Genomic DNA, 26148 nt, shown 5'->3' on the forward strand with positions numbered 1-26148 from the left:
GTGCACGCGTTCGCGCTCCAGGCCTTCAACGGCCTCAGCTACGGCCTGCTGCTGTTCATGCTGTCGGCCGGACTCACGCTGATCTTCAGCGTGCAGGGCGTGCTCAATTTCGCGCATGCGAGCTTCTACATGCTCGGCGCGTACGTCGGCTACAGCATCGCGGCCGGCGCGGGTTTCTGGCCCGCGCTGGTGCTCGCGCCGCTGACGGTCGGGCTGCTCGGCGCCGGCTGCGAGCGCACGTTGCTGCGCCGCGTGCAGGCGCGCGGCCATACGAGCGAACTGCTGCTGACCTTCGGCCTCGCGTACTTGATCGGCGAGGGCGCGAAACTCGTGTGGGGCCTCGCGCCGCTGCCGGCGCCCGTGCCGGCGCTGTTCGACGGCGCGCCCGTGACCGTATTCGGCCTCGCGCTGCCGCGCTACCGGCTGTTCATGATGGGGATGTCCACGGCGATGCTGGTCGCGCTCGGCGCGCTGCTGCGCGCGTCGCGCATCGGGCTCGTCGTGCGCGCGGCGCTCACGCACCGCGCGGCCGTCGAGGCGCTCGGCTACGATGTGCCGCGCGTGATGACGGCGCTGTTCGGCGCGGGCACCGCGCTCGCGGCGCTGGCCGGCGTGATCGGCGCGCCGCTCGCGGTGATCGAGCCCGCGCTGGCCGAAACGGTCGGGTCGGTCGTGTTCGCGGTCGTCGTGATCGGCGGGCTCGGCTCGCTCGGCGGCGCGTTCGCGGCGTCGCTCGCGGTCGGCTTCGCGCAGACCTTCGCGGCCGCGAGCGACACGTCGCTGCGCGACCTCACGGAATGGGCCGGCATCGTGCTGCCCGACAGCGTGGCCGCGGTGTCGATCGCGCAGCTGGCGCCGCTGGTGCCGTACCTGCTGCTCGTCGCGGTGCTGGTCGCGCGGCCGCGCGGGCTGTTCGGCGAGCGTGCCGATGCTTAGCCGCACGCTCGCCGGCGTCGCGCGCTGGTCCCTGTTCTCGGCATGCGTCGTGCTGCCCGCATGGCTGTGGCCGCATGGCGCGGTGCTCGGCTATCTCGCGCAGACGGCCGCGCTCGTCGTGCTCGCGCTGTCGTACAACCTGCAGCTCGGCACGACCGGGCTGCTGTCGTTCGGGCACGCGGCGTTCGCGGGCCTCGGCGCGTTCGCGGCCGCGCACTGGTTCAACCACTTCGGCGGTCCGCTGCCGCTGTTGCCGCTCGTCGGCGGTGTGGCCGGCGCCGGCTTCGGTTTCGCCGCCGGGCTGCTCGCGACGCGCCGCTCGGGCACCGCGTTCGCGATGATCACGCTCGGGCTCGGCGAATGCGTCGCGGCCGCCGCGTGGAGCGTGCCGGCCTGGTTCGGCGGGATCGGCGGCGTGCCGATCGACCGCGCGAGCGGCACGCCGTGGGGCGCCTGGCATTTCGGCGCACCTGTCCACGCGTATGCGGTGATCGCCGCGTGGTGTCTCGCATCGGCGTGGGCGATGCACGCACTGACACGCACGCCGCTCGCGCGGCTCGCGAATGCGGTGCGCGACAACCCGGTGCGCGTCGCCGCGCTCGGGTCCGATCCGCGCCGCGTGCGGCTCGCGATGGTCACCTGCGCGTCGTTCTTCGCCGGCGTCGCCGGCACGCTGACGCTGATCGACGTCGAAATCGCGACGCCCGACAGCGTATCGATGGCGCGCTCGGCGACCGTGCTGATCGCCGCGGTGATCGGCGGCACCGGTGCGTTCTTCGGGCCGGCGGCCGGGGCCGCCGTCCTCACGGTGCTGAGCATCGTCGTCGCGGGCGTGTCGCGTGCATGGGCGCTTTATCTCGGCGTGCTGTTCGTCGTGATCGTCGTGGCGGCGCCGCGCGGGATCGCCGGGATCGTGCAAGCGCTCGCGCATGCGGCGCGGCGCGGCGCGCCGGCGGTCGAGCGGTGGCGCATGCTGTGCGCGGTCGGTGCTTGGGTGTTCTGGGGCGTCGCGCTCGTCTGCGCGGCCGAGCTCGGCTATGCGTGGCGCTTCGCGCAGGACGACGGCGCGGGCTTCGCGTTCGGCGCCCGGCGCATCGACGCCGATACGCCGGCCGGCTGGGCCGTCGCGTGCTCCGCGTTCGGCATCGGGACGCTGCTGTGGGGCTGGCGCGCGCGGCTCGTGCCGGGCGCGCCGGCCGGCAAGCGGGAGGACGGGCGATGAACGGCAACGCGATCGCGCTGCACGGCGTGGTGCAGCGCTTCGGCGCGCAGACGGTGCTCGACGGCGTCGAGCTGAGCATCGCGGCCGGCGAGCGTCATGCGCTGATCGGGCCGAACGGCGCGGGCAAGTCGACGCTGTTCGGCGTGATCGCCGGCGCGGTGCGGCCGACGCGCGGGCGCGTCGTGCTGCACGGCGTCGAGCTGCGCGGGCGCGGGCCGGTCGTCGCGAGCCGGCTCGGCATCGGCCGCAGTTTCCAGCAGACGAGCGCGTTCGCGCGGCTGACCGTGTTCGACAACCTGCGCTGCGCGGCGCTGCATGCACCGGCCGAACGGCGGCGCTGGTGGAACCGGCTGCGCGAATCGGCATCGGTCGATCTCGCGGCCGCTCGCGTGCTGCACGACATCGGCCTCGATGCGCACCGCGACACGCTCGCCGGCGAACTGAGCTATGCGGAACAGCGCGCGCTCGATCTCGGGATCGCACTCGCGAGCGGCGCGCGCACGCTGCTGCTCGACGAGCCGACGGCCGGCATGAGCCGCGCGCAGGCGGCGCGGATGATCGCGCTGATTCGTGCGACGACGCAGGGGCGCACGGTCCTGCTGATCGAACACGACATGGATGCGGTGTTCGGCTTCGCCGAACGCATCACGGTGCTCGTGCGCGGCACGGTGGTCGCGACCGGCGCGCCGGATGCGATCCGCACCGATCCGGCCGTGCGGGCCGCCTATCTGGGCGAGGGCGGCCCATGAGCGCGTTGCTCGACATTCGCGACCTGCGCGCGTGGTACGGCCTGCAACCCGTGCTCGACGGCGTCGATCTCGCGCTCGCGCCGGGCGAGACGCTCGCGCTGCTCGGCCGCAACGGCTCGGGGCGCTCGACGCTCGCGAAGGCCGTGATGGGGCTCGTGCGCACGGCCGGCTCGGTGCGCATCGGCGGCGCCGAATGCGTGGGCGCGCGCACGTTCGAGATCGCGCGGCGCGGCGTCGCTTACGTCGCTGAAAGCCGCGACGTGTTCCCGCTGCTGACGGTGCGCGACAACCTGCGGCTCGGATTGCGCGGCGTCAGCGGCGCGGCTGAACGCACGGCGCTCGAACGGCTGTTCGACCGCTTTCCGTTGCTGGCCGCGCGCGCGGACGTGAAAGCGGGGCGGCTGTCGGGCGGCGAGCAGCAGGTGCTCGCGCTAGTGCGGGCGCTGGCCGGCCGCCCGCGCGTGCTGATCGTCGACGAACCGGCGGAAGGCCTCGCGCCGCTCGCGGTCGACGAAGTCGGCGCATGCCTCGCCGCGCTGCAGGCTGACGGCGTCGCGATCGTGCTGATCGAGCAGCGGCTGCAGTTCGCGCCGCGGCTCGCGCGGCGCGTCGCGGTGATGGGGCGAGGGCAGATCGTCTACGACGGTGCGCTCGACGGCCTGGGCGGCGACGTCGCGACCGCATGGCTGAGCGCCGGCTGACGGCGCGCGAGCGATTGTTCGGGAAACGCTGCCAGTCAATTCGTGGCGAGCCGCTTTATCGCCGCCAAGCCGCACCGTAAATTGCCGGTCATACCGGTTGCACATCGACTCAACAACCCGGCAGCCGGCACCCTCCATCGAAAGTCTTGGACTGAGGAATGAAATCATGAGCAAGCTGGCAAACAAGGTCGCGATCGTCACGGGCGGCTCGAAGGGCATCGGCGCGGCGATCGCGAAGGCGCTGGCCGCGGAAGGCGCGTCGGTCGTCGTGAACTACGCGAGCAGCAAGGCGGGTGCCGATGCGGTCGTGAGCGCGATCGTCGAAGCCGGCGGCCGCGCGGTCGCGGTCGGTGGCGACGTGTCGAAGGCAGCCGACGCGCAACGCATCGTCGATACCGCGATCGACACGTATGGCCGTCTCGACGTGCTCGTCAACAATTCCGGCGTGTATGAATTCGCACCGATCGAAGCGATCACCGAAGAGCACTACCGCCGGCAGTTCGACACGAACGTGTTCGGCGTGCTGCTGACCACGCAGGCAGCGGTCAAGCATCTCGGCGAAGGCGCGAGCATCATCAACATCAGCTCGGTCGTGACCAGCATCACGCCGCCGGCCAGCGCCGTGTACAGCGGCACCAAGGGTGCGGTCGACGCGATCACCGGCGTGCTTGCGCTCGAACTCGGCCCGCGCAAGATTCGCGTGAACGCGATCAACCCGGGGATGATCGTGACCGAGGGCGCGCACAGCGCGGGGATCATCGGCTCCGATCTCGAAAAGCAGGTGCGCAGCCAGACGCCGCTCGGCCGCCTCGGCGAGCCGGACGACATCGCGTCGGTGGCCGTGTTCCTCGCATCGGACGATGCGCGCTGGATGACCGGCGAGCACCTCGTCGTGAGCGGCGGGTTGAACTGATCCGGCAAGGGCGGTGCAGCGGCGCGCGTGCGCCGATGGTGCCGCCCGTCACGTTACGCGTGCATCGCGAGCGCGTAGCGGCCGACGTGCCACTGCAGGCTCTCGACGACGAGCGCGTGATTCCGTTCCGAGTCGAGCCCCGCGATCGTCATCGCACCGACGATGCCGGCGCCGGCGATCCGCAACGGCACGCCGCCGCCGTCGAGCGCATAGTCGTCATCCGACAGTCCCTGCGACTGCAGCGACCAGCCGGCGCGGCGAAAGCGCTCGCCGACCGCGAGCGAACTGAGGCCGAAGCGCAATACCGTGTTCTGCCGCCGGCGGATCGCTTCGCTGTCGCCGGCGGCGCTGCCGTCGAGCGCGCAGTAGAACAGCGGTGCCTGCTCGCCGACGATGCTCACCGCGATCGGCAGCCCGCGGCGCGACGCAAGGTTGACGGCGATTTCACCCATCCGGCGGGCGACCGCCGCATCGAAGCGCGGCAGCGCCGGGCTCGACGCGTCGTCGAAGGGGTGGGGTTCGAGGCGAAAGAGGGTCGTCACCATGGCGGCTCCGTGGCGTCGCCGGCGCTGGGTGCGCGCGCCGGGCGTCGCATCGTCACGGGCCGCGCGCGGGCCCGTCTGTCCATCACTGCTTCGGTGCGTCGAGCATCCACTCGTGCGCGGGATCGTTCTTGAACGCCCACGCGCGGCTCGGCCCGGCCATCACGTTCAGGTAGTACAGGTTGTAGCCGTGCGGCGCGACCACCGGGTGGTAGCCGCGCGGCACCATCACGACGTCGTGGTCCTCGACCGCGCACGCTTCGTCGAGGCTGCGGTCGTCCGTGTACACGCGCTGGAACGCGAAACCCTGCGGCGGATCGATCCGGTGGTAATAGGTTTCCTCCAGCGACGTTTCGTCAGGCGCCGCGTCGCGGTCGTGCTTGTGCGGCGGATAGCTGCTCGAATGGCTGGCCGGCGTGACGACCTCGACCACGAGCAGCCGGTCGGCCGCCGGGTTGTCGCCCATCAGGATGTCGCACACGTAGCGCGTGTTGGTGCCTTGCCCGCGTACCGAGCGGCGCATCCGCTCGCCGTCGAGGCGTTGCACGGGCTTGTCGCCGCTCGCGTACGGCGCGGTGCACAGCGCGACTTCCGCATCGCGCGTCGCGACCAGCGTGACCGTCTTGCCGCCCGGCACGTACAGCGCGTCCGGCGAAACGTCCTCGAACACGCTGTCGCGTTTGCCGAGCGCATCGTGGGTTTTACCGTCGACATCGGCGCGTACCGTGCCGGTGAGCACGACGACGCACAGTTCGCGCGCGCCGGTGTCGAGCGTTTCGGTGTCGCCGGCCTTCAGGCGCAGCGCGCGGAAGCCGACGTGCTTCCAGCCGGCCGACTCGGGCGTGACGTTGCAGATCTCGCGGTCGGCAGAAGCTTTGACCAGCAGGGGAGAAATCGTCATGGGGTGGGGCTCCGTATCAGGGTAGGGCTCACGCGTTCATGCGTTCGCGCGTTCACGCGTTCACGCGCTCAACCGGTCGACGATCGCGCGCAGCGATTCGTAACCCTTCTTCGCATACGCATAGCTCGGCGCGACGGCCGGATCCTGCTCGGCCTCGACGACGAGCCAGCCTTCGTAGCCGGCGTCCTTCAGCGTGCGCAGCGTCGCCTCGTAGTCGAGCGCGCCGTCGCCCGGCACCGTGAAGGTGCCGTTGATCACGCCGTTCAGGAAGCTCCAGCCGTCGTTGCGCGCCTGCGTGACGACCTGCGGCCGCACGTCCTTGCAATGCACGTGCACCACGCGCGACACATGCTTCTTCAGCAGCGCGACCGGGTCGGCCGCACCGCCGAAATACGCGTGGCCGGTGTCGAACAGCAGGAACACCTTCGCCGGGTCGGTCAGCGCCATCAGCCGGTCGACGTCGTCGGGCGACTCGACGTACGCGCCCATGTGGTGATGGTAGGCAAGCTTGATCCCGTACGTGTCGAGCAGGTGCGCGCCGAACGCGTCGAGGCGCGCCGCGTAGCGCCGCCAGGCTTCGGCGTCGACGAAGCGCGGGCGCTTCGCGACCGGCGTGTCGATGTTGCCCTGGATCGTGCCCGCGCATTCGCCGTAGACCACCACCTTCACGTCGTTGACCTGCAGCTTCGTCATGTGCGCGCGGCAGCGCTCGATCTCGGCGGCGACCGCATCGGCGTCGCTCGTGCCCGGCTCGACTTCTGCGAGGAATCCCGAATACCAGCCCGACACGCACACAAGGCCGAACTCGGCGAGCTTCGCTTTCAGCTCGGGGCCCGTCTTCGGAAACTTGTTGCCGAGCTCGAAGCCCGCGTAGCCGATTTCGGCGCCTTCCTTCAGCGCCGTTTCGAGCGGCGTCTCGCCGCCGAGCGACGGCAGGTCGTCGTTCATCCACGACAGGGGATTGATACCGATGCGGACGTTCCAGCTCATGACGTGTTTCCTGGGTTCGAATGTTGTTGTTTCGGCGCGGCCGATGGAAAGGGTGGGCGGATCAGCGCCGCTGCCGGGTCTTCGCATCGAGATACGCGCGGTGCGCGGCATCGACGCCGGCGCGTTCGGATACTTGCGGCACCGCGACTTCCCACCACGCGCCGCCGTCATCGGTCGTGCGCCGGTGCGTGGTGTCGATCACGAGCACCTGGCTCTTCTTCGCCGCGCGGGCGCGCTTCATCTCGCTGCGCAGCTCGCCGATGTCGCGCACGTGCACGGCTTCGGCGCCCATCGCGCGCGCATGCATCGCGAAATCGATCGTCGAGCGCTCGCCGCCTTCCGGCACGCAGTCGTCGAGCATGTTGTTGAAGCTCGCACCGCCGCAATTCAGCTGCAGCCGCTCGATGCAGCCGTAGCCGCGGTTGTCGAGGATCACGACGATGATCTTGCGGCCGAGCATCACGGACGTCGCGAGTTCCGCGTTGAGCATCATGTACGAGCCGTCGCCGACGATCACGATCACTTCGCGTTCGGGCCGCGCGAGCTTCGCGCCGAGTCCGCCCGCGACCTCGTAGCCCATGCACGAGTACGCGTAGTCCATGTGGTAGTTGCCCGGCACGCCGCTGCGCCACAGCTTGTGCAGCTCGGCCGGCAGCGTGCCGGCCGCGCACACGACGAGGTCGTCGCGCGCGCTGTCGCGGCCCGCGTCGGCCGCGGAGTCGCGCACCGCGCCGATCACTTCCGCGTCGTACGGGAGCGTGTCCTTCGGCACGCGCGTCGTGAGTTCGGTCACGCGCGCGTTCCATGCGGCGGCCTGGTCGCGGTTGCTTGCGGTCCACGCCGGATCGGCTTGCCACCCGGCCAGGGCGGCCGACAGCTGGCCGAGGCCCGTGCGCGCATCGGCCACCAGTTGGCGGCCGCGTTTCTTGACCGCGTCGAACGGCTGCACGTTCAGGCTCAACAGCGTCGCGTTGCCGTAGAGCGCATGCGAGCCGGTCGTGAAGTCCTGCAACCGCGTGCCGACCGCGAACACCACGTCGGCCTGCGCGGCCGCGCGGTTCGCGGCAGGCGAGCCCGTCACGCCGATCGACCCGAGATTCAGCGGATGGTCCCATGCGAGGCTGCCCTTGCCGGCCTGCGATTCGGCGACCGGCACGCCGTGCGTATCGGCGAACGCGCGCAGCGCATCCCATGCCTGGCTATACAGCACGCCGCCGCCCGCAACGATCAGCGGCTTCTTCGCGGCCTTCAGCACGTCGAGCGCATCGGCGAGTTCGAGCGCGTCGGCCGGCGGCCGCCGCATCCGGATCACCGGCGGCGCGAAGAAATCCTCGGGCCAGTCGTACGCGAAGGTCTGCACGTCCTGCGGCAACGCGAGGCACACGGGGCCGCACTGCGCGGGATCGGTCATCACCTGGATCGCGCGCGGCAGCGCGACGAGCAACTGCTCGGGCGACGTGATCCGGTCGAAGTAGCGCGTCACCGGCCGGAAGCAGTCGTTCGCGCTGACGTCGCCCTGTTCGAAATCCTCGACCTGCTGCAGCACGGGGTCGGGCAGCCGCGACACGAACACGTCGCCGGGCAGCAGCAACAGCGGGAGGCGGCCGACGTGCGCGAGCGCGGCCGACGTCAGCATGTTGGTCGCGCCGGGGCCGATGCTCGACGTCGCGGCCATCATCCGCTGACGGAAATTCGCTTTCGCGAACGCGACGGCCGCATTGGCCATCCCTTGCTCGTTGTGCGCGCGAAAGGTCGGCAGCCGGTCTTTTTCCGCGTGCAGCGCCTCGCCGAGCCCGGCCACGTTGCCGTGGCCGAAGATCGCGAACACGCCGCCGCAGTACGGCAGGATCTCGGTGCGGCCGTCGGGCTGGACGACTTCGGCGCGCAGGGCGGCCAGGTAGCGCACGAGCGCCTGGCTGACGGTCAGTCTCACGGTAGAGGTCATGTCGGTCGGTGAAGAGGAAAGGGGCATCGCAGGCATCACGTCAGGCCGCGGCGGCGCGCGCCGCGGCACGGCGGCCGAGCCACGCGTCGACCAGCTGCGCGAAGTTGCCGGCGACTTCGTCGATCAGCGCCTGGTCGTCGATCCGGCCGGCGAACCAGTTCAGCGATGCATCGGCCCACAGCGTGCGCCCGACCATGAAGCCCTTGACGATCGGGTTGGTCGCCGAGCGGAAGCTGTCGACGAGGTATTGCAGCGGCTGGTTCAGCCCGAGGATCACCGCGCCGCGGCAATACGGGTCGCGCTCGGCGATCAGCGCGGCGAGCCGCGTCCAGCCGTCGGCGGTGAGCGGCGTGAGCTTCCACCATTCGGGCTTCACGCCGAGGTTGTAGAAGCGCGCGATCGTGCGCAGCACCGCGTCGTCCTCGGTGCCGGCCGGCGTGACCGCGCGCGGCGGAATCATTTCCAGCAGCAGTTCGTTGCCGCTGGCGCGCGTCGCTTCCCACAGTTCCAGCACGCGCTGCTCCTGTTCGACGCGCAGGTCGACCGGGTCGTCCGGGTGATAGTGCACGAGGCACTTCACGACCTGTTCGGTCGGCCAGTGCGTGAGCGACGAGCCGACCGAGCGCGTTTCGTCGAAACGCAGCGGCCGCGAGCCGGGCAGCTCGACCGGGCGGCCGACCCACCAGCCGCGTCCGGTCGCCGACGCGAGCGCGTCGCTGCCGTAGCCGCCGCCGTCGATCAGCACGCCGACGTGGCCCTCGATATGACGATCGCGCTCGACCTGTTCGACCGCGCGCACGAGCAGGCGCTTCAATGTCTTGATCCGCGCTTCGTCCGCGCCGGCCTGCACCGCGAGTTCGTAGAACTGGCTGCGATGGTCGAACGCCATCACGCACAGGTCGTCCCATTCGCGGCGCGGCACCGTCACGCGATGCAGGTGCGCGAGCGTGTGGTCGGCGTCGACCACCGGGTTGCGGCTGCCGTCGAACCAGTGGGCAAGCTCTGCCGGCGTCGGCATCGCGGCGGAGCACGCGTGGCGCGACACGACGATCGCACCGCACGCGTTCGCGATGCGCGTCGATTCGGCCCAGTCGCGCCCGCGCAGCAGCCCCGACAGCAGGCCCGACAGGAACGCGTCGCCCGCGCCGAGCACGTTGAGCACCTCGACGCGTTCGCCGAGGAAGGTCGGCGCATCGTCGATGCGCTCGGGAATGTCGCCTTCGATCACGCAGCAGCCGAGCGCGCCGCGCTTGACGACCAGCGTCGCGTTCGTGATCTTGCGTACCGCCTGCAACGAGCCGATCACGTCGTGCGGCACGCCGCCCGCGATCAGGAATTCCTCCTCGGTGCCGACCAGCAGGTCGAATTCGCCGAGCGCCTGCTGCAATTGCCGCGTCACCTGCGCGTCCGGCACGTAGCGGTTTTCGCCCGCGCCGCGCGCGGTCAGCCCCCACAGCACCGGCCGGTAGTCGATGTCGAGGATCCGCACGACGCCATGGCGGCGCGCATAGCCGAGCGCGGTCAGCGACGCCTCGCGCGTGCCCGGCGTCGACAAATGCGTGCCGGTGATCGCGAGCGCGCGGCAGCCGGCGATGAAGTCCTCGCTGATCTCGTCGGCGCGCACGGCCATGTCCGCGCAGTTCTCGCGCACGAACAGCAGCGGGAACGTGTCGCGATCCTTCAGCCCGAGCAGCACCAGCGCGGTGAGGCGTTCGCGGTCCGTCTGCAGCTGGCTCGTGTCGCAGCCTTCACGCTCGAGCGTCTCGCGCAGGAAGCGGCCCATCTGTTCGTCGCCGACGCGCGAGATCATCGCGGTCTTCAGCCCGAGCCGGGCCACGCCGAACGCGACGTTGCCGGACGAGCCGCCGAGATACATCTGGAAACTGCGCGCGTCTTCCAGGCGGCTGCCGTACTGCTGCGCATAGAGATCCACGGCCACGCGGCCGAGGCAGGCGAGATCGATGGGGCGGTCACTCGGAAAGTTCAGCAGGCTCATATCACGTGTCACGCTCGCGGCCGGCGTTCGGCGATGCCGGCAGATTAGGGGACCGAACCTCTGGCGGCGATCCGCCCCGTGTGCTGCACGACGCGGGGCTGCCTGCCGCAAGGAATCGGGCTACGGAACGGAGTCTAGACTTTTTGGAAATCCAGTTCCCTAGGTGAAATCACGTAGAAATAAATTTCCAAATTTTCGAGGAAGTGATCTACAGTTTCATCCGGATGCTTCAGTCCCGATCGGACCAGATCGGACTCGGCCCGGCGGCGCGCAACGCGCCGTCTTCCGCCCCCCGGAGATGAGGAGACAGATTGATCATGAAGACCAAGCTGATGGCCGTCGCGGCCGCCGCGATCCTGGCAGCGCCGCTCGCGCATGCCGAGAAGATCGGCGTGACGATGGCGTCGTTCGACGACACGTTCCTGACCATCCTGCGCAACAGCATCGCCGATTCGGCGAAGAAGGACGGTGCGACGGCGCAGATCGAGGACGGCGGCAACGACGTCGGCAAGCAGTTGAGCCAGGTCCAGAACATGATCGCGCAGAAGGTCGACGCGATCATCGTGAATCCGGTCGATACCGACGCGACGCCGAAGATCACGAAGATGGTGACCGCGGCGAAGATTCCGCTCATCTACGTGAACCGCAAGCCGGTCGATTTCGACAAGCTGCCGGCCGGCGTCGCGGTCGTCGCCTCCGACGAAAAGCAGTCGGGCACGCTGCAGGCGCGCCAGGTGTGCAAGCTGCTCGGCGGCAAGGGCGACCTCCTCGTGCTGATGGGCGAGTTGTCCAACGAATCGGCGCGCGCCCGCACCAAGGACATCGAGGACGTGATCGCGACGAAGGATTGCTCGGGCATGAAGATCGTCGACAAGCGCGAAGGCAAATGGAGCCGCACGCAGGGCCAGGACATCACGATGAACTGGCTGAGCTCCGGCACGAAGTTCGACGCGATCGTCTCGAACAACGACGAGATGGCGATCGGCGCGATCAACGCGCTGAAGGCCGCGCGCAAGCTCACGCCGAAGACGGTCGTCGCCGGCATCGACGCGACGCCGGACGGGCTGGCCGCGATGAAGGCCGGCGAGCTGAAGGTGTCCGTGTACCAGAACGCATCCGGCCAGGGGCAGCAGGCCGTCGCGGCCGCGCTCAAGCTCGCGAAGAAGCAGCCCGTCGACCGCTACGTGAACGTGCCGTTCGAGCTCGTGACGCCCGAGAACATGAACCAGTACGCGAAGCACTGACCGGTGATCCGTTGAACTGCGCGAACCCGGCGCGACCGGGTTCGCGCGCGACTTGTCGAGGAACGTCCATGTTTACAGCCAGAGTCGCGCGCCCGATGGCCGGCGACGATGCGCGGGCCGCTTCGTCCGGCTCGACCGGCGTGTCGGCCCCGCCGGCTTCTTCCGCGGCCGACTGCGTGCTCGAAGTGCGCGGCGTCGGCAAGTCCTTTCCGGGCGTCGTCGCGCTCGACGGCGTGCAGTTCCGCGTGCGTCGCGGCACCGTCCATGCGCTGATGGGCGAGAACGGCGCGGGCAAGTCGACGCTGATGAAGATCATCGCGGGCGTCTACACGCCCGACCAGGGCGAGATCCTGATCAACGGCGAGCCGGTCGTGCTGAACGGCCCGCTCGACGCGCTCGACCGCGGCATCGCGATGATCCACCAGGAACTCAACCTGATGCCGTACATGACGGTCGCGGAGAACATCTGGATCCGCCGCGAACCGAAGAACCGCTTCGGGCTGATCGATCACGCCGCGCTGCGCCGCCAGACGGCCGCGCTGTTCGAGCGGCTGTCGATCGACATCGATCCGGAAACCGACGTGCGCACGCTGACGGTCGCGAGCCGCCAGATGGTCGAGATCGCGAAGGCCGTGTCGTTCGACTCGGACGTGCTGATCATGGACGAGCCCACCTCCGCGCTGACCGACAAGGAAGTCACGCACCTGTTCCGGATCATTCGCCAGCTGCGCGAGCAGGGCAAGGGCATCGTCTACATCACGCACAAGATGAACGAGCTGTTCGAGATCGCCGACGAGTTCTCGGTGTTCCGCGACGGCAAGTACATCGGCACGCATGCATCGAGCGACGTCACGCGCGACGACATCATCCGCATGATGGTCGGGCGCGAGATCACGCAGATGTTCCCGAAGGAGGAGGTGCCGATCGGCGAGGTCGTGCTGTCGGTGAAGAACCTCGGCGTCGACGGCGTGTTCCGCGACGTGAGCTTCGAGCTGCGCGCGGGCGAGATCCTCGGCGTGGCCGGCCTCGTCGGCTCGGGGCGCTCGAACGTCGCGGAGGCGCTGTTCGGCGTCGTGCCGGCCACGTCGGGCGAGATCCGCATCGACGGCAAGCCGGTGCGCATCACGACGCCCGCGCAGGCGATGAAGCACGGGATGGCGTTCCTCACCGAGGATCGCAAGGACACCGGCTGCTTCCTGAATCTCGACCTGCTCGCCAACATGGAAGCCGCGGTGCTCAGCCACCGCTACGTGAAGTTCAATTTCGTGCGGCAGGCGCAGCTGAAGCGCGACTGCGAGGAAATGAGCCGGATGCTGCGCGTGAAGTCGCCCGGGCTGCACGAGGAAATCCAGAACCTGTCGGGCGGCAACCAGCAGAAGGTGCTGATCGGCCGGTGGCTCCTCACGCAGCCGCGCATCCTGATCCTCGACGAACCGACGCGCGGCATCGACGTCGGCGCGAAGGCCGAGATCCACCGGCTCGTCAGCGCACTCGCCGGCAAGGGCGTCGCGGTGCTGATGATCTCGTCGGAGATGCCGGAAGTGCTGGGAATGAGCGATCGCGTGATGGTGATGCACGAAGGGCGCATGACCGGCATCGTCGATCGCAAGGACGCCGACCAGGTCCGCATCATGGATCTCGCGTCGCGCTGAGCCGAACCAAGATTGGAGACAAGGAAATGGGCAACATGAACCCGGTCGCGGATGCGCAGACCATGACCCTCAAGACGCGGCACACGAAATGGCCGCCCGAGCTGAGCATCTTCCTCGTGCTCGTCGGCATCAGCCTGTTCTTCGAGATCGTCGGCTGGATCGTCGTCGGCCAGAGCTTCCTGTTCAACGCCGAGCGGCTCGAGATCATCGTGCTGCAGATGGCCGTGATCGGCATCATCGCCGTCGGCGTGAACCTCGTGATCATCACCAGCGGGATCGACCTGTCGTCGGGCTCGGTCGTGGCCGCCGCGGCGGTCGTCTCGGCGAGTCTCGCGCAGGTGTCCGACTTCCCGCGCGCGGTGTTTCCGCACCTGACCGACCTGCCGATCATCTGGCCCGTGCTCGCCGGCGTGTGCGTCGGGCTGCTGGTCGGCTTGCTGAACGGCTCGCTGATCGCGATGACGGGCATCCCGCCGTTCATCGCGACGCTCGGCACGATGGTCGCCGCGCGCGGCTTCGCGAAGTGGTTCACGAACGGGATGCCGGTGTCGATGCTGACCGACCAGTTCGCGGCCATCGGCGCAGGCGCCAATCCGGTGATCATCTTTGTCGTGATCGCCGCGATCTTCCACGTCGTGCTGCGCTACACGCGCTTCGGCAAGTACACGTATGCGATCGGCGCGAACCGTCATGCGGCCGTCGTGTCGGGCATCAACGTCACGCGCCACCTGATCTTCGTCTACGCGATCGCGGGCCTGCTGAGCGGGATCGCCGGCACCGTGACGGCCGCGCGCGCGATTTCCGGCCAGTCGGGCATGGGCGTGATGTACGAGCTCGATGCGATCGCGGCGGTCGTGATCGGCGGCACGTCGCTGTCGGGCGGCCTCGGCCGCGTGACGGGCACCGTGATCGGCGTGCTGATCCTCGGCGTGATGACGTCGGGCTTCACGTTCATCCGCATCGACGCGTACTACCAGGAGATGGTCAAGGGCGCGATCATCGTCGCGGCCGTGATCGCCGACCAGTACCGCAATAAGAAGAAGCGCCGCTGAGCGCGCGCATGAGCCCGGAACCCCTGTTCGCGAAGGAAGCCCGATGAAGATCGCATTGGACCCCTACATGATTCGCCACCTGCCGCTCGACCGGCTGCCGCACGCGGTGGCCGAGCTCGGCTACGACCAGATCGAGCTGTCGCCGCGCAGCGATTTTCTCGACTGGTGGGTGATGCCCCGCGCGACGCGCGAGCGCATGGCCGCGTTCCGCCAGGCGATGCGCGCGAGCGGCGTCGGTCTCGCGTCGCTGCAGCCGATGTACCGCTGGGCCAGCCCGTTCGACGACGAGCGGCAATGGGCCGTGCGCTGCTGGAAGAAGGCGATCGAGGTCGCGCTCGAGATGGAATGCCCGCTGATGGTGTCCGAGTTCGGGCGCGGCGCGTCGCCCGAGCGCTCGGTCGGCGAGCGCCCGGGCGCGAACCCGAAGGAGCTGTGTGAAGCCGCGTGGTTCCGCTCGATGGACGAGCTGCTGCCGATCCTCGAGCGCGAACGCATCGTGCTGTCGGTCGAGCCGCATCCGGAGGACTGGATCGAGCAGCTGCAGCCGGCAATCGACATCGTCACGAACCTCGGTTCGCCGTCGCTGAAGCTGTCGTACATCGCACCGCACACGTTCTACTACGGCGACGACATGGCCGCGATGATCGCGCAGGCCGCGCCGATCCTCGCGCACGTGCGCGTGGCCGACACGTTCGACCACCGCAAGAGCAGCCAGCTGCGCTACATCGTGAACCCGCCCGGCTCGAACCAGATCCGCGTGCACCAGCATCTCGACATCGGGCAGGGCGAGATCGACTGGGACGTGTTTTTTCGCGCGCTCGGCGCCGCCGGCTTCGACGGCGTGATGTCGTCGTGCGTGTTCGCGTGGGAAGACCGCGCGGAAGCCTCGTCGCGCTACATGCGCGACGCGATCCAGCGCTACGTCGATCGCCATTTCGATCGAACCGCGCGCTGACCGGATGATGACGATTGCCGACCGGCGCGGCACGGGCCGCGCCGCTGATGAACGAACGACTGGAGACAACTGCATGACCTTGCAAATCGGCGTGATCGGCTGCGGCGCGATCGGCCAGGACCACATTCGCAGATTGACCCGCACGCTGTCCGGCGCGCGCGTCGTGGCCGTCAACGACATCGATCCGCAGCAGGCGCGCGACGCGGTGACGAAATACGGGCTCGACGCCGAGATCTACGGCGACGGCCACGAAGTGGTCGCGGCCGCCGACGTGCAGGCCGTGCTCGTCACGTCGTGGGGGCCGACCCACGAAGCGTTCGTGCTCGACGCGATCGCGCACGGCAAGCCGGTGTTCTGCGAGAAGCCGCTGGCGGTCACGGCCGACGGCTGCATGCGGATCGTCGAAGCGGAAGTCGCGCACGGCAAGCGGCTCGTGCAGGTCGGCTTCATGCGGCCGTACGACGAAGGCTATCGCGCGCTGAAGCGCGTGATCGACAGCGGCCGGATCGGCGCGCCGCTGATGCTGCATTGCGCGCACCGCAACCAGTCGGTCGGCGAGCGCTACACGACCGACATGGCGATCACCGACACGCTGATCCACGAACTCGACGTGCTGCGCTGGCTGCTCGGCGAGGACTATGCGAGCGCGCAGGTCGTCTATCCGAAGAAGACGCGCCATGCATCCGCGCATCTCGCCGATCCGCAGATCGTGCTGCTCGAAACCGCGAGCGGCGTGCGCATCGACGTCGAGATCTTCGTGAACTGCCAGTACGGCTACGACATCCAGTGCGAGGTGGTCGGCGAGCAGGGCATCGCGAAGCTGCCCGATCCGCCGGCCGTCGGGCTCAAGCATGCGGCGCGGCAGTCGGTCGAAATCATGACCGACTGGAAGGAGCGCTTCATCGCGTCGTACGACGTCGAGCTGCAGGCGTTCATCGACGGCGTGCGGCAGGGCGCGCTGACGGGGCCGTCCGCGTGGGACGGCTACGCGGCGGCGGTCGCGGCCGACGCGTGCGTGCGGGCCCAGCAGAGCGGCGCGGTCGAGCCGATCGCGATGGCCGAGCGTCCCGCGTTCTATCGCGGCTGACCCGAGGCCGCTCGCCGCTGACTTGACGGACTAACCGACATGACGATGAAGATTGGCTGCGCGCCTTGCTGCTGGGGCGTCGACGACGTGAAGAACCCGCATCTGCCGCCGTGGCGGCACGTGCTCGCCGAGGCCGCACAGGCCGGCTACTCGGGCATCGAGCTCGGGCCATACGGCTACATCCCGCTCGACCTCGACGTGGTGAGCGCCGAGCTGGAGCGGCAACGCCTGAGCATCACGGCCGGCACGATCTTCGACGATCTCGTGTCGCCGGAGAACCTGCCGAACCTGCTGCGCCAGACGCGCGACATCTGCGCGCTGATCACGCAGTTGCCGAAGCTGCCGACGCAGGACGGCCAGCGCTACGCGGCGCCGTACCTGGTCGTGATGGACTGGGGCCACGAGGAACGCGACTACGCGGCCGGCCACGGCGATCGTGCGCCGCGTTTGTCCGACGCGCGCTGGGCGCGAATGGTCGACCATATCCGGCAGATCGCGACGATCGCGCGCGACGAATTCGGCGTGCGCGCGGTGATCCATCCGCACGCGGGCGGCTATATCGAATTCGCGGACGAGATCGACCGGATTGTCGCCGATATTGCGGCCGATACGGCGGGCCTCTGTCTCGACACCGGCCACCTGTATTACTCGGGCATGGACCCGGAAACGTGGCTGCGCCGCCATGCGGCACGGCTCGACTACGTGCATTTCAAGGATATCGACGCGGCCGTGTACGACGCGGTGATGGGCGAGCACATTGCGTTTTTCGCGGCCTGCGCGCGCGGCGTGATGTGCCCGATCGGCACCGGCGTGCTCGACTACCCGGCGATCCGCCGCGCGCTCATCGACATCGGCTATGCCGGCACCATCACGATCGAGCAGGAGCGCGACCCGCGCAACGCCGGCACGAGCCTGCGCGACGTCGCGGCGAGCCGCGCGTTTCTCGCGTCGGCCGGTTTTGCATGACCCCCTGAACACGCACCAGGAACACCACCATCATGATTGACGGACAGATTCTGCTTGGACATTCGATTCGCTGGGGCATGGTCGGCGGCGGCCTCGGCAGCCAGATCGGCTACAGCCACCGTTCGGCCGCGCTGCGCGACGGCAGCTTCGAGCTGGTCGCCGGCGCATTCGACATCGATCCCGAACGCGGCCGCCAGTTCGGCGTGTTGCTCGGCGTCGCGGCCGAGCGCTGCTATCCCGACTACGCGACGATGTTCGACGCCGAGGTACGCCGCCCGGACGGCATCCGCGCGGTGTCGATCGCGACGCCGAACAACACGCACTTCGAGATCTGCCGCGCGGCGCTGAACGCGGGGCTGCACGTGGTCTGCGAGAAGCCGCTGTGCTTCACGATCGAGGAGGCCGAGGCGCTGCAGCGCCTGTCGGTCGAGAAGAACCGGATCGTCGGCGTCGCATACGGCTACTCGGGACACCAGATGATCGAGCAGGCGCGCGAGATGATCGCGCGCGGCGACCTCGGCGAGATCCGCATCGTGCAGATGCAGTTCGCGCACGGCTTCCACAGCGAAGGCGTCGAGGCCGCGAGCGCGGCCGCGCGCTGGCGCGTCGATCCGAAGTTCGCGGGCCCGAGCTACGTGCTCGGCGACATCGGCACGCATCCGCTGTACATCTCCGAAGTGATGGCGCCGGAGCTGAAGATCCGGCGGCTGATGTGTTCGCGGCAGAGCTTCGTGAAAAGCCGCGCGCCGCTCGAGGACAACGCATTCACGATCATGGAATACGACACCGGCGCGATCGGTTACGTGTGGTCGAGCGCGGTGAACGCCGGCTCGATGCATGGGCAGAAGGTGCGCGTGATCGGCTCGAAGGCGAGCATCGAATGGTGGGACGAGCATCCGAACCAGCTGCGCTACGAAATCCAGGGGCAGCCCGCCCAGGTGCTCGATCGCGGGATGGGTTATCTGCATCCGCACGCATTGCGCGAGGATCGCATCGGCGCCGGGCATCCGGAAGGGCTGTTCGAAGCGTGGTCGAACCTGTACGCGCGCTTCGCGCTCGCGATGGACGCGGCCGATCGCGGCGACGTTGCGGCATTGAAGAACATCCGCTATCCGGACGTCCATGCGGGCGTGGAAGGCGTGCGCTGGGTCGAGAACTGCGTGCGTTCGGCCGACGCGGGCAGCGTGTGGGTCGACTATCGTTGAACGGAGGCGGGCCGGCTGCGCCGCGCTTCGCCGTGGCAGCCGGCCTTGGTAGACGCCCTAATCTTTACGACGCGGCGAGCGTGTTGGACAATCGCTCTCGGTATCGCCGTGGAGCGTAGGCAAGTGATGATCGAGCGCGTGGGAGCGAGCGCGCGGCGCGGGCCGCGTCGCAAACGTGATTAAATTCGCCCTTCATGCATGTATCCAGTCGAGTCCCGGGCCGCGCCCGCCAGTACCGCGCGCACATCGGGGCCGTCAACTTCGCGCTATCCGATGAGTTCATCCGAGAAACCTCCCGCCACCGTCGAGCAGTTCCTGCAGCACCTGACGCAGGAGTACGACGGCCTCAGCAATCGCCTGAAGGTGATTGCGCGCCACGTGGAAACGCATCGGGACCAGCTTGGCCTGGAAGGCATCCAGACGCTCGCGCAGGCGTGCGGCGTCCAGCCGTCGGCCGTCGTGCGCTTCGCGAAGCACTTCGGCTTTTCCGGCTTTTCCGAGATGCAGAAGTTGTTCCGGGAAGGGCTCGCGCAGCAGATCGCGCCGGGGCGCGCATACAACCTGCGACTGCGCGACGTGATCGAAGCGGGCTCGTCGAGCCTGCGGCCCGAGCAGATCGCCGACGAATTCATCAAGGGCAGCATTGCCGGGATGCAGCAGCTGCGGCAGACGCTCGATTCGCAGGCGCTCGCGCAGGCCGTCGACCTGCTCGCCGATACGCAGGCGATCTGGATCGCGGGCTCGCGGCGCGCGTTTCCGATCGCCGTGTACCTCGACTATGCGCTGCAGCACACCGACAAACGCATCGGGTTGTTCAGCGCGCTCGGCAGCATGCATCTCGGGCAGATCCGTTCGGTGCGCGAGGGCGACGTGATGATCGTGATCTCGTTCATGCCGTACGCGGAGGAAACCGTGCAGGTCGCACAGCAGGCCGTGCAGCGCGGCGCGCGGCTGATCGCGATCACCGACAGCCGGATGAGCCCGCTCGCGCGGGAGGCCGAGGTGACGCTGATGGTGCAGGACAGCGCGACGTTCGGCTTCCGCGCGCTGACCGCCACGATGGGCCTCGCGCAGAGCCTGTTCGTCGCGCTCGCGTACCGGCTCGAACTGTCGTACCTGCCGACCGCCGACGGCGCGCACGGCACGAACGCCGGCTGATCTCGACTGCCGGCGCACCGCCCGCGTGATCGAGCTGCGAGCGGTGTGCCGCAGGGTCGTTACTTCGCGGTCGGCATCGCGAATTCGGCGCCCTTGCCGATGCTCGACGACCAGCGCTGCATCACCGACTTCTGGCGCGTATAGAAGCGCACGCCTTCCTCGCCGTACGCGTGCATGTCGCCGAACAGGCTCTTCTTCCAGCCGCCGAAGCCGTGCCATGCCATCGGCACCGGGATCGGCACGTTGATGCCGACCATCCCGACCTGGATGCGCCGCGCGAACTCGCGCGCGATGCCGCCGTCGCTCGTGAAGCACGACACGCCGTTGCCGAATTCATGCGCGTTGATCAGGTCGACCGCCTCGCCGAAATCCTTCACGCGCACGCAGCCGAGCACGGGCCCGAAGATTTCTTCCTTGTAGATGCGCATGTCGGGCGTCACGTGATCGAACAGCGTGCCGCCGGTGAAGAAGCCGGCCTCGCGGCCCGGCACGCGCAGCCCGCGGCCGTCGACCACCAGTTGCGCGCCTTCGTTCACGCCTTGCTCGATATAGCCTTCGATGCGCTTCAACGCATCGCCGGTGACGATCGGGCCCATCTCGACTTCCGGCGACATGCCGTCGCCGATCACCAGCTTGCGTGCGCGCTCGGCCACCAGCGGCACGATCTGGTCCGCGATGTCGCCCACCAGCACCGCGACGCTGATCGCCATGCAGCGCTCGCCGGCCGACCCGTACGCGGCGCCGATCAGCGCATCGACCGCCTGCTCGAGGTTCGCATCGGGCATCACGACGAGATGGTTCTTCGCGCCGCCGAGCGCCTGCACGCGCTTGCCCGACTGCACGGCACGCTGCTGCACGTAGGCCGCGATCGGCGTCGAGCCGACGAAGCTGACGGCCTGTACGTCCGGGTGGTCGAGCAGTGCATCGACCGCGCCCTTGTCGCCCTGCACGACGTTGAACACGCCGGCCGGCAGCCCGGCCTGCGTGAGCAGGTCGGCGATGAACAGGGCCGCCGACGGGTCGCGCTCGCTCGGCTTCAGCACGAACGTGTTGCCCGTTGCGATCGCGACCGGGAACATCCAGCACGGCACCATGCACGGGAAGTTGAACGGCGTGATGCCCGCGACGACGCCGAGCGGCTGGCGCATCGTCCAGTTGTCGATGCCGGTGCTGACCTGGTCGGTGAAGTCGCCCTTCAGGAGCTGCGGCACGCCGCACGCGAATTCCACGATGTCGATGCCGCGGGCGACTTCGCCCTGCGCGTCGGAGAACACCTTGCCGTGCTCGGCCGTGATGATCGCCGCGAGCGTGTCGCGGTGCTCGTTCATCAGTTGCAGGAAGCGGTGCAGCACGCGCGCGCGGCGGATCGGCGGCGTTGCGGCCCAGTCCGGGAACGCGGCGTGGGCGGACGCGACGGCCTGCTCGACTTCGTCGTTGCCGGCGAGCGCCACGCGGCGCACCGCGCGGCCGAGCGACGGGTTGAGGACGTCCTGGAAGCGGCCGCTGCGGCCGGCGACGGGCGCGCCGTCGATGTAGTGGCCGACGTCGGCGTCGGACGTATAGGCGGGAACCGTGGTCATGCGTGTCTCCTGGAATGGGGGGCAAACCTAGTCTAGGCAAAGCGGGCGGGCCGGAGAAGGCCGTGCAGCTTGATTCACTGTTCAGAATTCTGAATAATCAGTGGATGAATCAGCAAAATGTCCAGGCGCTCTGGCCGCATATCCATTCGCTGACGGTGCTGGCCGCGGCCGGCAGTTTCACGGCTGCCGCGCAGCGGCTCGGCATCAGCAAGGCCGCGATGAGCCAGCGCATCGCCGATCTCGAAAAGGCGGCCGGCGTGCCGCTCGTGCGGCGCACGACGCGCAGCGTGCGGCTCACCGACGCGGGCCAGACGCTCGTCGACAGCACGCGCGACGCGTTCGAGTCGATCGGCCAGCACTTCGCGCGCGTGAAGGACCTGGCCGGCGAGCCGCGCGGCCTGCTGCGCGTGACGGTGCCGGTCGCGCTCGGGCGCCAGCAGGTCGTGCCGCACCTGCCCGATTTCCTGCGCCAGCACCCGGGCGTGCAGATCGAGCTCGACCTGTCGGACCGGCTGCATTCGCTTACGCAGGAGGGTTTCGACCTCGCGATCCGCCATACGACCACCGCGCCGCAGACCCACGTCGCGTGGAAGCTGTGCGACACGCGCTCGCTGCTCGTCGCGAGCCGCGACTACCTCGACGCGCGCGGCGCGCCGCGGCACCCGGGCGAGCTCGTCGAGCACAGCTGCCTGTGCTACCTGCGCGACAACGAGCCGGCCGCTTGGAGCTTCGAGCCGCACGGCCGGCGGCGCGAGCGCGTGAGCGTGCCGGTGCGCGGCAGCTTCGCTGCGAACAACAGCGAGGCGATGCGCGAGGCCGCGCTCGGCGGGATCGGCATCGCGCTGCTGCCGGATTTCAGCGCGCAGCGCGATCTCGACGCCGGCCGGCTGGTCGCGCTGCTCGACGGCTGGCGGCCGTCGGGCGCGTTCGGCGACCACATCTTCGCGATCCGTCCGTACAGCCCGGTCGTGCCGAGGGCGGTGCGCGCGCTCGTGCGGCACCTGCGCGAGCGGCTCGCGGGCGGCTTTTCGGGCACCTGAGCCCGGGCTCCGAGGGCGTTGGCCTGCCGGTAGCCCGGGCAGGCACGGCGGCGCTGCGGTAAAATCACGGCTTCTTTCCGCGCCTTGGGTGGCGCGTCATTCGAAGGTCGACAGCCGATGCAGATTCACAAGGAAGTGGACGCGCGCGGGCTCAATTGCCCGTTGCCGATCCTGCGCGCCAAGAAAGCACTCGCCGATATGGAAAGCGGGCAAATCCTCAAGGTGCTCGCGACCGATCCCGGCTCGCAGCGCGATTTCGCCGCGTTCGCGAAGCAGACGGGCAACGAGATCGTCGAATCGACGACGCAGGACAAGACCTTCGTGTTCCTGATGCGCCGCCGCTGACGGCCCGCATCGCGTTGCCGGCAGCGCGTGGCGTCCGCCCCGCGCCGGCCACGCTTTTCTGACAATTCTTAAACCTCGCTTCGTGATCGGCTGCGTATACTGACCCGGCCGGTCGTCCGCTCCCAGCGGATGCGCCGGCCACGGTACGTCGTACGGCGGGCACGGGGGCCATGCCTGGCGCTACCGTCGTACAACGGGGAGAGGACATGTCCTTCAGACCAGGGACCATTCGAAGTCCGTCCGGAGCGGAACGCAGCGTATCGGGACTGAGCCGTATCGAGCTCGATCCGCAACAGGATCGTCACGCGCGTGCCGCGCTGGAGGCCTACGCGGATTCCGCCGCGGCCGAGATGCCGTGGCTGGCCGAGTGGCTCGACGAACGGCTGCGCGATGCCGCGCAGGACGACGGCTCGGGCCTGACCTACTGCGGTGCGACCATCGAGCGTGTGTTCGATCTGGCGCAGGCGTGGGCAGCGAGCCAGCCGGACTATGCGGCCACCGCGTGGGAGCGCGTGCGCGGCCAGCTGCAGCGGATGCTGGCCCAGCCGGCGCATCCGGAGCCACTGCCGCATCGCATGCCGGCCGACGATGTAACAGAGCCGGTAGCGGGCATCACGGGCGCCGATTAGGCGCTCGATTGCGCGGCAGGAAGGATTATTCGAAGAAAAGACGGTAGTCCGCGCAATTTATTGGCGAATTTCATACTACTATGATGAAATCGCCGGTTCGTCCGCGCCCCGTTTTTGAGATATTTAGCCGGGGTCGCTGGTTTGCGCAGGTGGCGCGAGCGGCGAACGGTGGCTCGCCGGCCGGTATCCGGAAGCCGCGCGCGTGTCGCGTGGCCGGATGAGGGCGGGGAGCTGAACTGGACGAATCGATTTCGATTTGCGGGGTGCTATGAGAATTGCTGTACTGGATGACGATCCGGCCCAGACGGATTTCGTCAGTCAAACGCTGACGGCCGTTGGCCATACGTGCTACGCGTTCAAGGAAGGCAAGGCCCTGAAGAAGCGTCTGCAGCGCGAGACGTTCGATCTGCTCGTGCTCGACTGGAACGTGCCCGACATGTCCGGCGAGGAAGTGCTGAAGTGGGTGCGTGCGAATCAGACCGAGCACAGCCTGCCGATCATCTTCATGACGAGCCGCGACGACGAGGCGGGGATCACGCAGATCCTCAACGCCGGCGCCGACGACTACGTGGTCAAGCCCGTGTCGGGCCCGATCCTGCGCGCACGCATCGGCTCGCTGCTGCGCCGCGCGTATCCGGTCAACGCCGAGGCTACCGTTCGCGAATTCGATCAATTCCGTTTCGACGTGAACCTGAAGCAGGCCTACGTCGGCGACAAGGCCGTGAGCCTCACGCAGAAGGAATTCGAACTCGCGCTGCTGCTGTTCCAGCACCTCGACCGGCCGCTGTCGCGCGCGCACATTCTCGATCTCGTGTGGAAGCAGGCGACCGACATCCCGTCGCGCACGATGGATACGCACATCTCGATGCTGCGCACCAAGCTCGGCCTGCGGCCCGAAAACGGTTATCGCCTCGCGCCGATCTACGGCTACGGCTACCGGCTCGAACGGGTCGGCCAGGGAGAACCGGAGTGACCACGGGAATTACGCGGCGCACGGCGAACCTGCGCAAGCTGGCGCTGCACGCAGCCTGCGCGGTCGCGTTTGCGTTCGCCGCGCAGCATGCGGCTGCCCAGCCGCCCGCGGCGGCGGGCAAGATGGTCGTCTACCGCACGCAGGCGGGCGACACGCTGTACGACGTCGCCGCACGCTACCTGCAGGGCGGGGACGACTGGCAACTGCTTCAACAGATCAACGGCGTGCCCGCGCCGAAGCACCTGCAGCCCGGCATCGCGCTGAAGCTGCCGGTGGCGCGCCTGCGCAAGGAAAAGCTGACCGCCCGCGTCGTCGCGGTGCAGGGCACGGCCGAACGCGCGTCCGGCGATGCTTTTGCGCCGCTCGCGAACGACGCGACGCTCGCCGAGGGCGATCGCGTGCGCACGGGCCCGAACGGTGTCGTGACGCTCGAGCTCGCCGACGGCACGCACATGAGCCTGCCGCCCGACAGCCAGCTCGACCTGAAGGCGCTGCGCCGCACGGTGCTGACCGGCACGCTCGATCGTCAGTTCGAACTCACGCGCGGTTCGGTCGACAGCGAGGTCACCCATCTGAAAAAGCGCGACGACCGCTTCCAGATCCGATCGCCGTCGGTCGTGGCCGGCGTGCGCGGTACGCACTTTCGCGTGAACTACGACGCGGCCGGCAATGCGTCGACGCGCGTCGAAGTGCTCGATGGCACCGTCGGCGTCGCGGGCGGCCGGAAGCCGGCCGATCCGACGCTCGTGCATGCGAATTTCGGCAGCGTCGCGACATCGTCCGGCGCGGTCAGCGCGCCCGTCGAGTTGCTGCCCGCACCGGCGCTCGCGCATCCCGACAAGGTGCAGGACGAACCCGAGGTCGCCTTCGACGTCGCGCCGCTCGCCGACGCGCGTGCGTACCGCGTGCAGCTCGCGCACGACGCCGGGCTGCTCGACCTGTTCCGCGAAACGCGCACCGATTCGCCGCGCGCGGTTTTCCGCGACGTTCCGAACGGGAACTACTTCGTGCGGGTCGCCGCGATCGATGCGAACGGTCTCGAGGGCCGGCCGCGGACATACGCGTTCGAACGCCGCGTCCTGGGGCTCGACGCGAGCGCGTCGCCCGGTGCCGGCGGCTACGAGTTCCGCTGGACGCCGAACGGTTCGGGCAAGGGTGCGCGCTACCGGTTCGTGCTGTCGCGCTCGAAGGACCTGAGCGCGCCGGTCGTCGACCAGGTCGGCCTGCATACGCGCCAGATCACCGTCGCGCACCTGCCGCCGGGCGACTATTTCTGGGCCGTGACCGTCGAGGAGTTCGAAGGCGGCAAGTTCTACGAGAAGACCAGTCCGGTCAGCGCGTTCACGCTGTCGCGCTGATCCGCGGCG

24 protein-coding genes are annotated in these 26148 nt (G+C 68.9%); 18 read left to right on the top strand and 6 right to left on the bottom strand.

Going from position 1 to position 26148, the window contains the following annotated elements; all coding sequences use genetic code 11:
• The 5 genes from LXE91_RS12055 to LXE91_RS12075 all read left to right on the top strand — a co-directional run bounded on the left by LXE91_RS12055 (position 1) and on the right by LXE91_RS12075 (position 4521).
• Entirely contained in the window at positions 1-936 is a 936-nt protein-coding gene (locus tag LXE91_RS12055) for a branched-chain amino acid ABC transporter permease (protein WP_039347846.1), read from the top strand.
• Complete coding sequence (locus LXE91_RS12060) at positions 929-2158, top strand: branched-chain amino acid ABC transporter permease (protein ID WP_278068083.1); 1230 nt, start codon at positions 929-931, stop codon at positions 2156-2158. Before LXE91_RS12055 ends, LXE91_RS12060 begins: the two co-directional genes overlap by 8 nt.
• Positions 2155-2907, top strand: coding sequence for an ABC transporter ATP-binding protein (locus LXE91_RS12065; RefSeq protein WP_039347844.1), 753 nt, complete (start codon positions 2155-2157; stop codon positions 2905-2907). The genes LXE91_RS12060 and LXE91_RS12065 overlap by 4 nt, the downstream gene beginning before the upstream one ends.
• Entirely contained in the window at positions 2904-3608 is a 705-nt protein-coding gene (locus tag LXE91_RS12070; RefSeq protein WP_039347422.1) for an ABC transporter ATP-binding protein, read from the top strand. Before LXE91_RS12065 ends, LXE91_RS12070 begins: the two co-directional genes overlap by 4 nt.
• A gap of 166 nt (positions 3609-3774) precedes the next feature.
• Complete coding sequence (locus tag LXE91_RS12075; protein ID WP_039347419.1) at positions 3775-4521, top strand: glucose 1-dehydrogenase; 747 nt, start codon at positions 3775-3777, stop codon at positions 4519-4521.
• Between the two features lie 53 nt (positions 4522-4574).
• Here the strand turns inward: LXE91_RS12075 and LXE91_RS12080 are convergent, their stop codons facing one another.
• The 5 genes from LXE91_RS12080 to LXE91_RS12100 all read right to left on the bottom strand — a co-directional run bounded on the left by LXE91_RS12080 (position 4575) and on the right by LXE91_RS12100 (position 10895).
• Positions 4575-5066 carry a heme-degrading domain-containing protein gene (locus tag LXE91_RS12080; protein ID WP_039347416.1) on the bottom strand — a complete coding sequence of 164 codons (492 nt, stop codon included), beginning with the start codon at positions 5064-5066 and terminating at the stop codon, positions 4575-4577.
• Between the two features lie 82 nt (positions 5067-5148).
• Positions 5149-5964, bottom strand: coding sequence for a 5-deoxy-glucuronate isomerase (gene iolB / locus LXE91_RS12085; protein ID WP_039347413.1), 816 nt, complete (start codon positions 5962-5964; stop codon positions 5149-5151).
• Between the two features lie 60 nt (positions 5965-6024).
• Positions 6025-6954, bottom strand: a complete 930-nt coding sequence (iolE, locus tag LXE91_RS12090) for a myo-inosose-2 dehydratase (protein WP_039347409.1) — start codon at positions 6952-6954, stop codon at positions 6025-6027.
• A gap of 61 nt (positions 6955-7015) precedes the next feature.
• Entirely contained in the window at positions 7016-8899 is a 1884-nt protein-coding gene (gene iolD / locus LXE91_RS12095) for a 3D-(3,5/4)-trihydroxycyclohexane-1,2-dione acylhydrolase (decyclizing) (protein WP_039347842.1), read from the bottom strand.
• A 40-nt stretch (positions 8900-8939) separates the two neighbouring features.
• On the bottom strand, positions 8940-10895 hold the full coding sequence (locus LXE91_RS12100; RefSeq protein WP_039347405.1) for a bifunctional 5-dehydro-2-deoxygluconokinase/5-dehydro-2-deoxyphosphogluconate aldolase: 1956 nt from the start codon (positions 10893-10895) through the stop codon (positions 8940-8942).
• Between the two features lie 317 nt (positions 10896-11212).
• Between LXE91_RS12100 and LXE91_RS12105 the strand changes: the two genes are divergently transcribed.
• The 8 genes from LXE91_RS12105 (at position 11213) to LXE91_RS12140 (ending at position 20214) form a co-directional block, all read left to right on the top strand.
• The gene (locus tag LXE91_RS12105; RefSeq protein WP_039347403.1) at positions 11213-12139 is read left to right on the top strand and encodes a sugar ABC transporter substrate-binding protein; all 927 of its coding nucleotides are present in this window, start codon (positions 11213-11215) and stop codon (positions 12137-12139) included.
• Between the two features lie 68 nt (positions 12140-12207).
• Positions 12208-13791, top strand: coding sequence for a sugar ABC transporter ATP-binding protein (locus LXE91_RS12110; protein WP_039347400.1), 1584 nt, complete (start codon positions 12208-12210; stop codon positions 13789-13791).
• Positions 13792-13817: 26 nt separating this feature from the next.
• Positions 13818-14843 carry an ABC transporter permease gene (locus tag LXE91_RS12115; protein ID WP_039347396.1) on the top strand — a complete coding sequence of 342 codons (1026 nt, stop codon included), beginning with the start codon at positions 13818-13820 and terminating at the stop codon, positions 14841-14843.
• A gap of 43 nt (positions 14844-14886) precedes the next feature.
• On the top strand, positions 14887-15798 hold the full coding sequence (locus LXE91_RS12120; RefSeq protein WP_039347392.1) for a sugar phosphate isomerase/epimerase family protein: 912 nt from the start codon (positions 14887-14889) through the stop codon (positions 15796-15798).
• A 73-nt stretch (positions 15799-15871) separates the two neighbouring features.
• Positions 15872-16885 (top strand): bifunctional inositol 2-dehydrogenase/D-chiro-inositol 1-dehydrogenase, encoded by a 1014-nt coding sequence (iolG, locus tag LXE91_RS12125; protein ID WP_039347389.1) that lies wholly within the window; start codon positions 15872-15874, stop codon positions 16883-16885.
• Positions 16886-16924: 39 nt separating this feature from the next.
• Positions 16925-17851, top strand: a complete 927-nt coding sequence (locus tag LXE91_RS12130; RefSeq protein WP_039347387.1) for a TIM barrel protein — start codon at positions 16925-16927, stop codon at positions 17849-17851.
• A gap of 32 nt (positions 17852-17883) precedes the next feature.
• Positions 17884-19056 (top strand): Gfo/Idh/MocA family protein, encoded by a 1173-nt coding sequence (locus tag LXE91_RS12135; protein ID WP_046543657.1) that lies wholly within the window; start codon positions 17884-17886, stop codon positions 19054-19056.
• 273 nt (positions 19057-19329) lie between these two features.
• Positions 19330-20214 carry a MurR/RpiR family transcriptional regulator gene (locus LXE91_RS12140; protein ID WP_039347380.1) on the top strand — a complete coding sequence of 295 codons (885 nt, stop codon included), beginning with the start codon at positions 19330-19332 and terminating at the stop codon, positions 20212-20214.
• Positions 20215-20273: 59 nt separating this feature from the next.
• Here the strand turns inward: LXE91_RS12140 and LXE91_RS12145 are convergent, their stop codons facing one another.
• Positions 20274-21794, bottom strand: coding sequence for a CoA-acylating methylmalonate-semialdehyde dehydrogenase (locus tag LXE91_RS12145; RefSeq protein ID WP_039347376.1), 1521 nt, complete (start codon positions 21792-21794; stop codon positions 20274-20276).
• Between the two features lie 104 nt (positions 21795-21898).
• On the opposite strand from LXE91_RS12145, the gene LXE91_RS12150 reads away from it, so the two are divergent.
• The 5 genes from LXE91_RS12150 (at position 21899) to LXE91_RS12170 (ending at position 26139) form a co-directional block, all read left to right on the top strand.
• Positions 21899-22834 (top strand): LysR family transcriptional regulator, encoded by a 936-nt coding sequence (locus LXE91_RS12150; protein ID WP_039347373.1) that lies wholly within the window; start codon positions 21899-21901, stop codon positions 22832-22834.
• Positions 22835-22951: 117 nt separating this feature from the next.
• Entirely contained in the window at positions 22952-23179 is a 228-nt protein-coding gene (locus LXE91_RS12155; RefSeq protein ID WP_006402122.1) for a sulfurtransferase TusA family protein, read from the top strand.
• Positions 23180-23385: 206 nt separating this feature from the next.
• Positions 23386-23808 (top strand): hypothetical protein, encoded by a 423-nt coding sequence (locus LXE91_RS12160; protein WP_046196033.1) that lies wholly within the window; start codon positions 23386-23388, stop codon positions 23806-23808.
• Between the two features lie 268 nt (positions 23809-24076).
• Positions 24077-24781, top strand: a complete 705-nt coding sequence (locus LXE91_RS12165) for a response regulator transcription factor (RefSeq protein WP_006490421.1) — start codon at positions 24077-24079, stop codon at positions 24779-24781.
• The gene (locus LXE91_RS12170; RefSeq protein WP_046543658.1) at positions 24778-26139 is read left to right on the top strand and encodes a FecR family protein; all 1362 of its coding nucleotides are present in this window, start codon (positions 24778-24780) and stop codon (positions 26137-26139) included. The genes LXE91_RS12165 and LXE91_RS12170 overlap by 4 nt, the downstream gene beginning before the upstream one ends.
• Positions 26140-26148 lie beyond the last annotated feature (9 nt).

It is taken from the genome of Burkholderia contaminans (assembly GCF_029633825.1).
Classification (GTDB): domain Bacteria; phylum Pseudomonadota; class Gammaproteobacteria; order Burkholderiales; family Burkholderiaceae; genus Burkholderia; species Burkholderia contaminans.

What these genes read in the sequence shown, in the direction of transcription:
- LXE91_RS12060 (WP_278068083.1), top strand. Translation starts at nt 929, where the DNA reads ATGCTTAGCCGCACGCTCGCCGGCGTCGCGCGCTGGTCCCTGTTCTCG.
- LXE91_RS12065 (WP_039347844.1), top strand. Translation starts at nt 2,155, where the DNA reads ATGAACGGCAACGCGATCGCGCTGCACGGCGTGGTGCAGCGCTTCGGC.
- LXE91_RS12070 (WP_039347422.1), top strand. Translation starts at nt 2,904, where the DNA reads ATGAGCGCGTTGCTCGACATTCGCGACCTGCGCGCGTGGTACGGCCTG.
- LXE91_RS12075 (WP_039347419.1), top strand. Translation starts at nt 3,775, where the DNA reads ATGAGCAAGCTGGCAAACAAGGTCGCGATCGTCACGGGCGGCTCGAAG.
- LXE91_RS12080 (WP_039347416.1), bottom strand. Translation starts at nt 5,066, where the DNA reads ATGGTGACGACCCTCTTTCGCCTCGAACCCCACCCCTTCGACGACGCG.
- iolB (WP_039347413.1), bottom strand. Translation starts at nt 5,964, where the DNA reads ATGACGATTTCTCCCCTGCTGGTCAAAGCTTCTGCCGACCGCGAGATC.
- iolE (WP_039347409.1), bottom strand. Translation starts at nt 6,954, where the DNA reads ATGAGCTGGAACGTCCGCATCGGTATCAATCCCCTGTCGTGGATGAAC.
- iolD (WP_039347842.1), bottom strand. Translation starts at nt 8,899, where the DNA reads ATGACCTCTACCGTGAGACTGACCGTCAGCCAGGCGCTCGTGCGCTAC.
- LXE91_RS12100 (WP_039347405.1), bottom strand. Translation starts at nt 10,895, where the DNA reads ATGAGCCTGCTGAACTTTCCGAGTGACCGCCCCATCGATCTCGCCTGC.
- LXE91_RS12105 (WP_039347403.1), top strand. Translation starts at nt 11,213, where the DNA reads ATGAAGACCAAGCTGATGGCCGTCGCGGCCGCCGCGATCCTGGCAGCG.
- LXE91_RS12110 (WP_039347400.1), top strand. Translation starts at nt 12,208, where the DNA reads ATGTTTACAGCCAGAGTCGCGCGCCCGATGGCCGGCGACGATGCGCGG.
- LXE91_RS12115 (WP_039347396.1), top strand. Translation starts at nt 13,818, where the DNA reads ATGGGCAACATGAACCCGGTCGCGGATGCGCAGACCATGACCCTCAAG.
- LXE91_RS12120 (WP_039347392.1), top strand. Translation starts at nt 14,887, where the DNA reads ATGAAGATCGCATTGGACCCCTACATGATTCGCCACCTGCCGCTCGAC.
- iolG (WP_039347389.1), top strand. Translation starts at nt 15,872, where the DNA reads ATGACCTTGCAAATCGGCGTGATCGGCTGCGGCGCGATCGGCCAGGAC.
- LXE91_RS12130 (WP_039347387.1), top strand. Translation starts at nt 16,925, where the DNA reads ATGACGATGAAGATTGGCTGCGCGCCTTGCTGCTGGGGCGTCGACGAC.
- LXE91_RS12135 (WP_046543657.1), top strand. Translation starts at nt 17,884, where the DNA reads ATGATTGACGGACAGATTCTGCTTGGACATTCGATTCGCTGGGGCATG.
- LXE91_RS12140 (WP_039347380.1), top strand. Translation starts at nt 19,330, where the DNA reads ATGAGTTCATCCGAGAAACCTCCCGCCACCGTCGAGCAGTTCCTGCAG.
- LXE91_RS12145 (WP_039347376.1), bottom strand. Translation starts at nt 21,794, where the DNA reads ATGACCACGGTTCCCGCCTATACGTCCGACGCCGACGTCGGCCACTAC.
- LXE91_RS12150 (WP_039347373.1), top strand. Translation starts at nt 21,899, where the DNA reads ATGAATCAGCAAAATGTCCAGGCGCTCTGGCCGCATATCCATTCGCTG.
- LXE91_RS12155 (WP_006402122.1), top strand. Translation starts at nt 22,952, where the DNA reads ATGCAGATTCACAAGGAAGTGGACGCGCGCGGGCTCAATTGCCCGTTG.
- LXE91_RS12160 (WP_046196033.1), top strand. Translation starts at nt 23,386, where the DNA reads ATGTCCTTCAGACCAGGGACCATTCGAAGTCCGTCCGGAGCGGAACGC.
- LXE91_RS12165 (WP_006490421.1), top strand. Translation starts at nt 24,077, where the DNA reads ATGAGAATTGCTGTACTGGATGACGATCCGGCCCAGACGGATTTCGTC.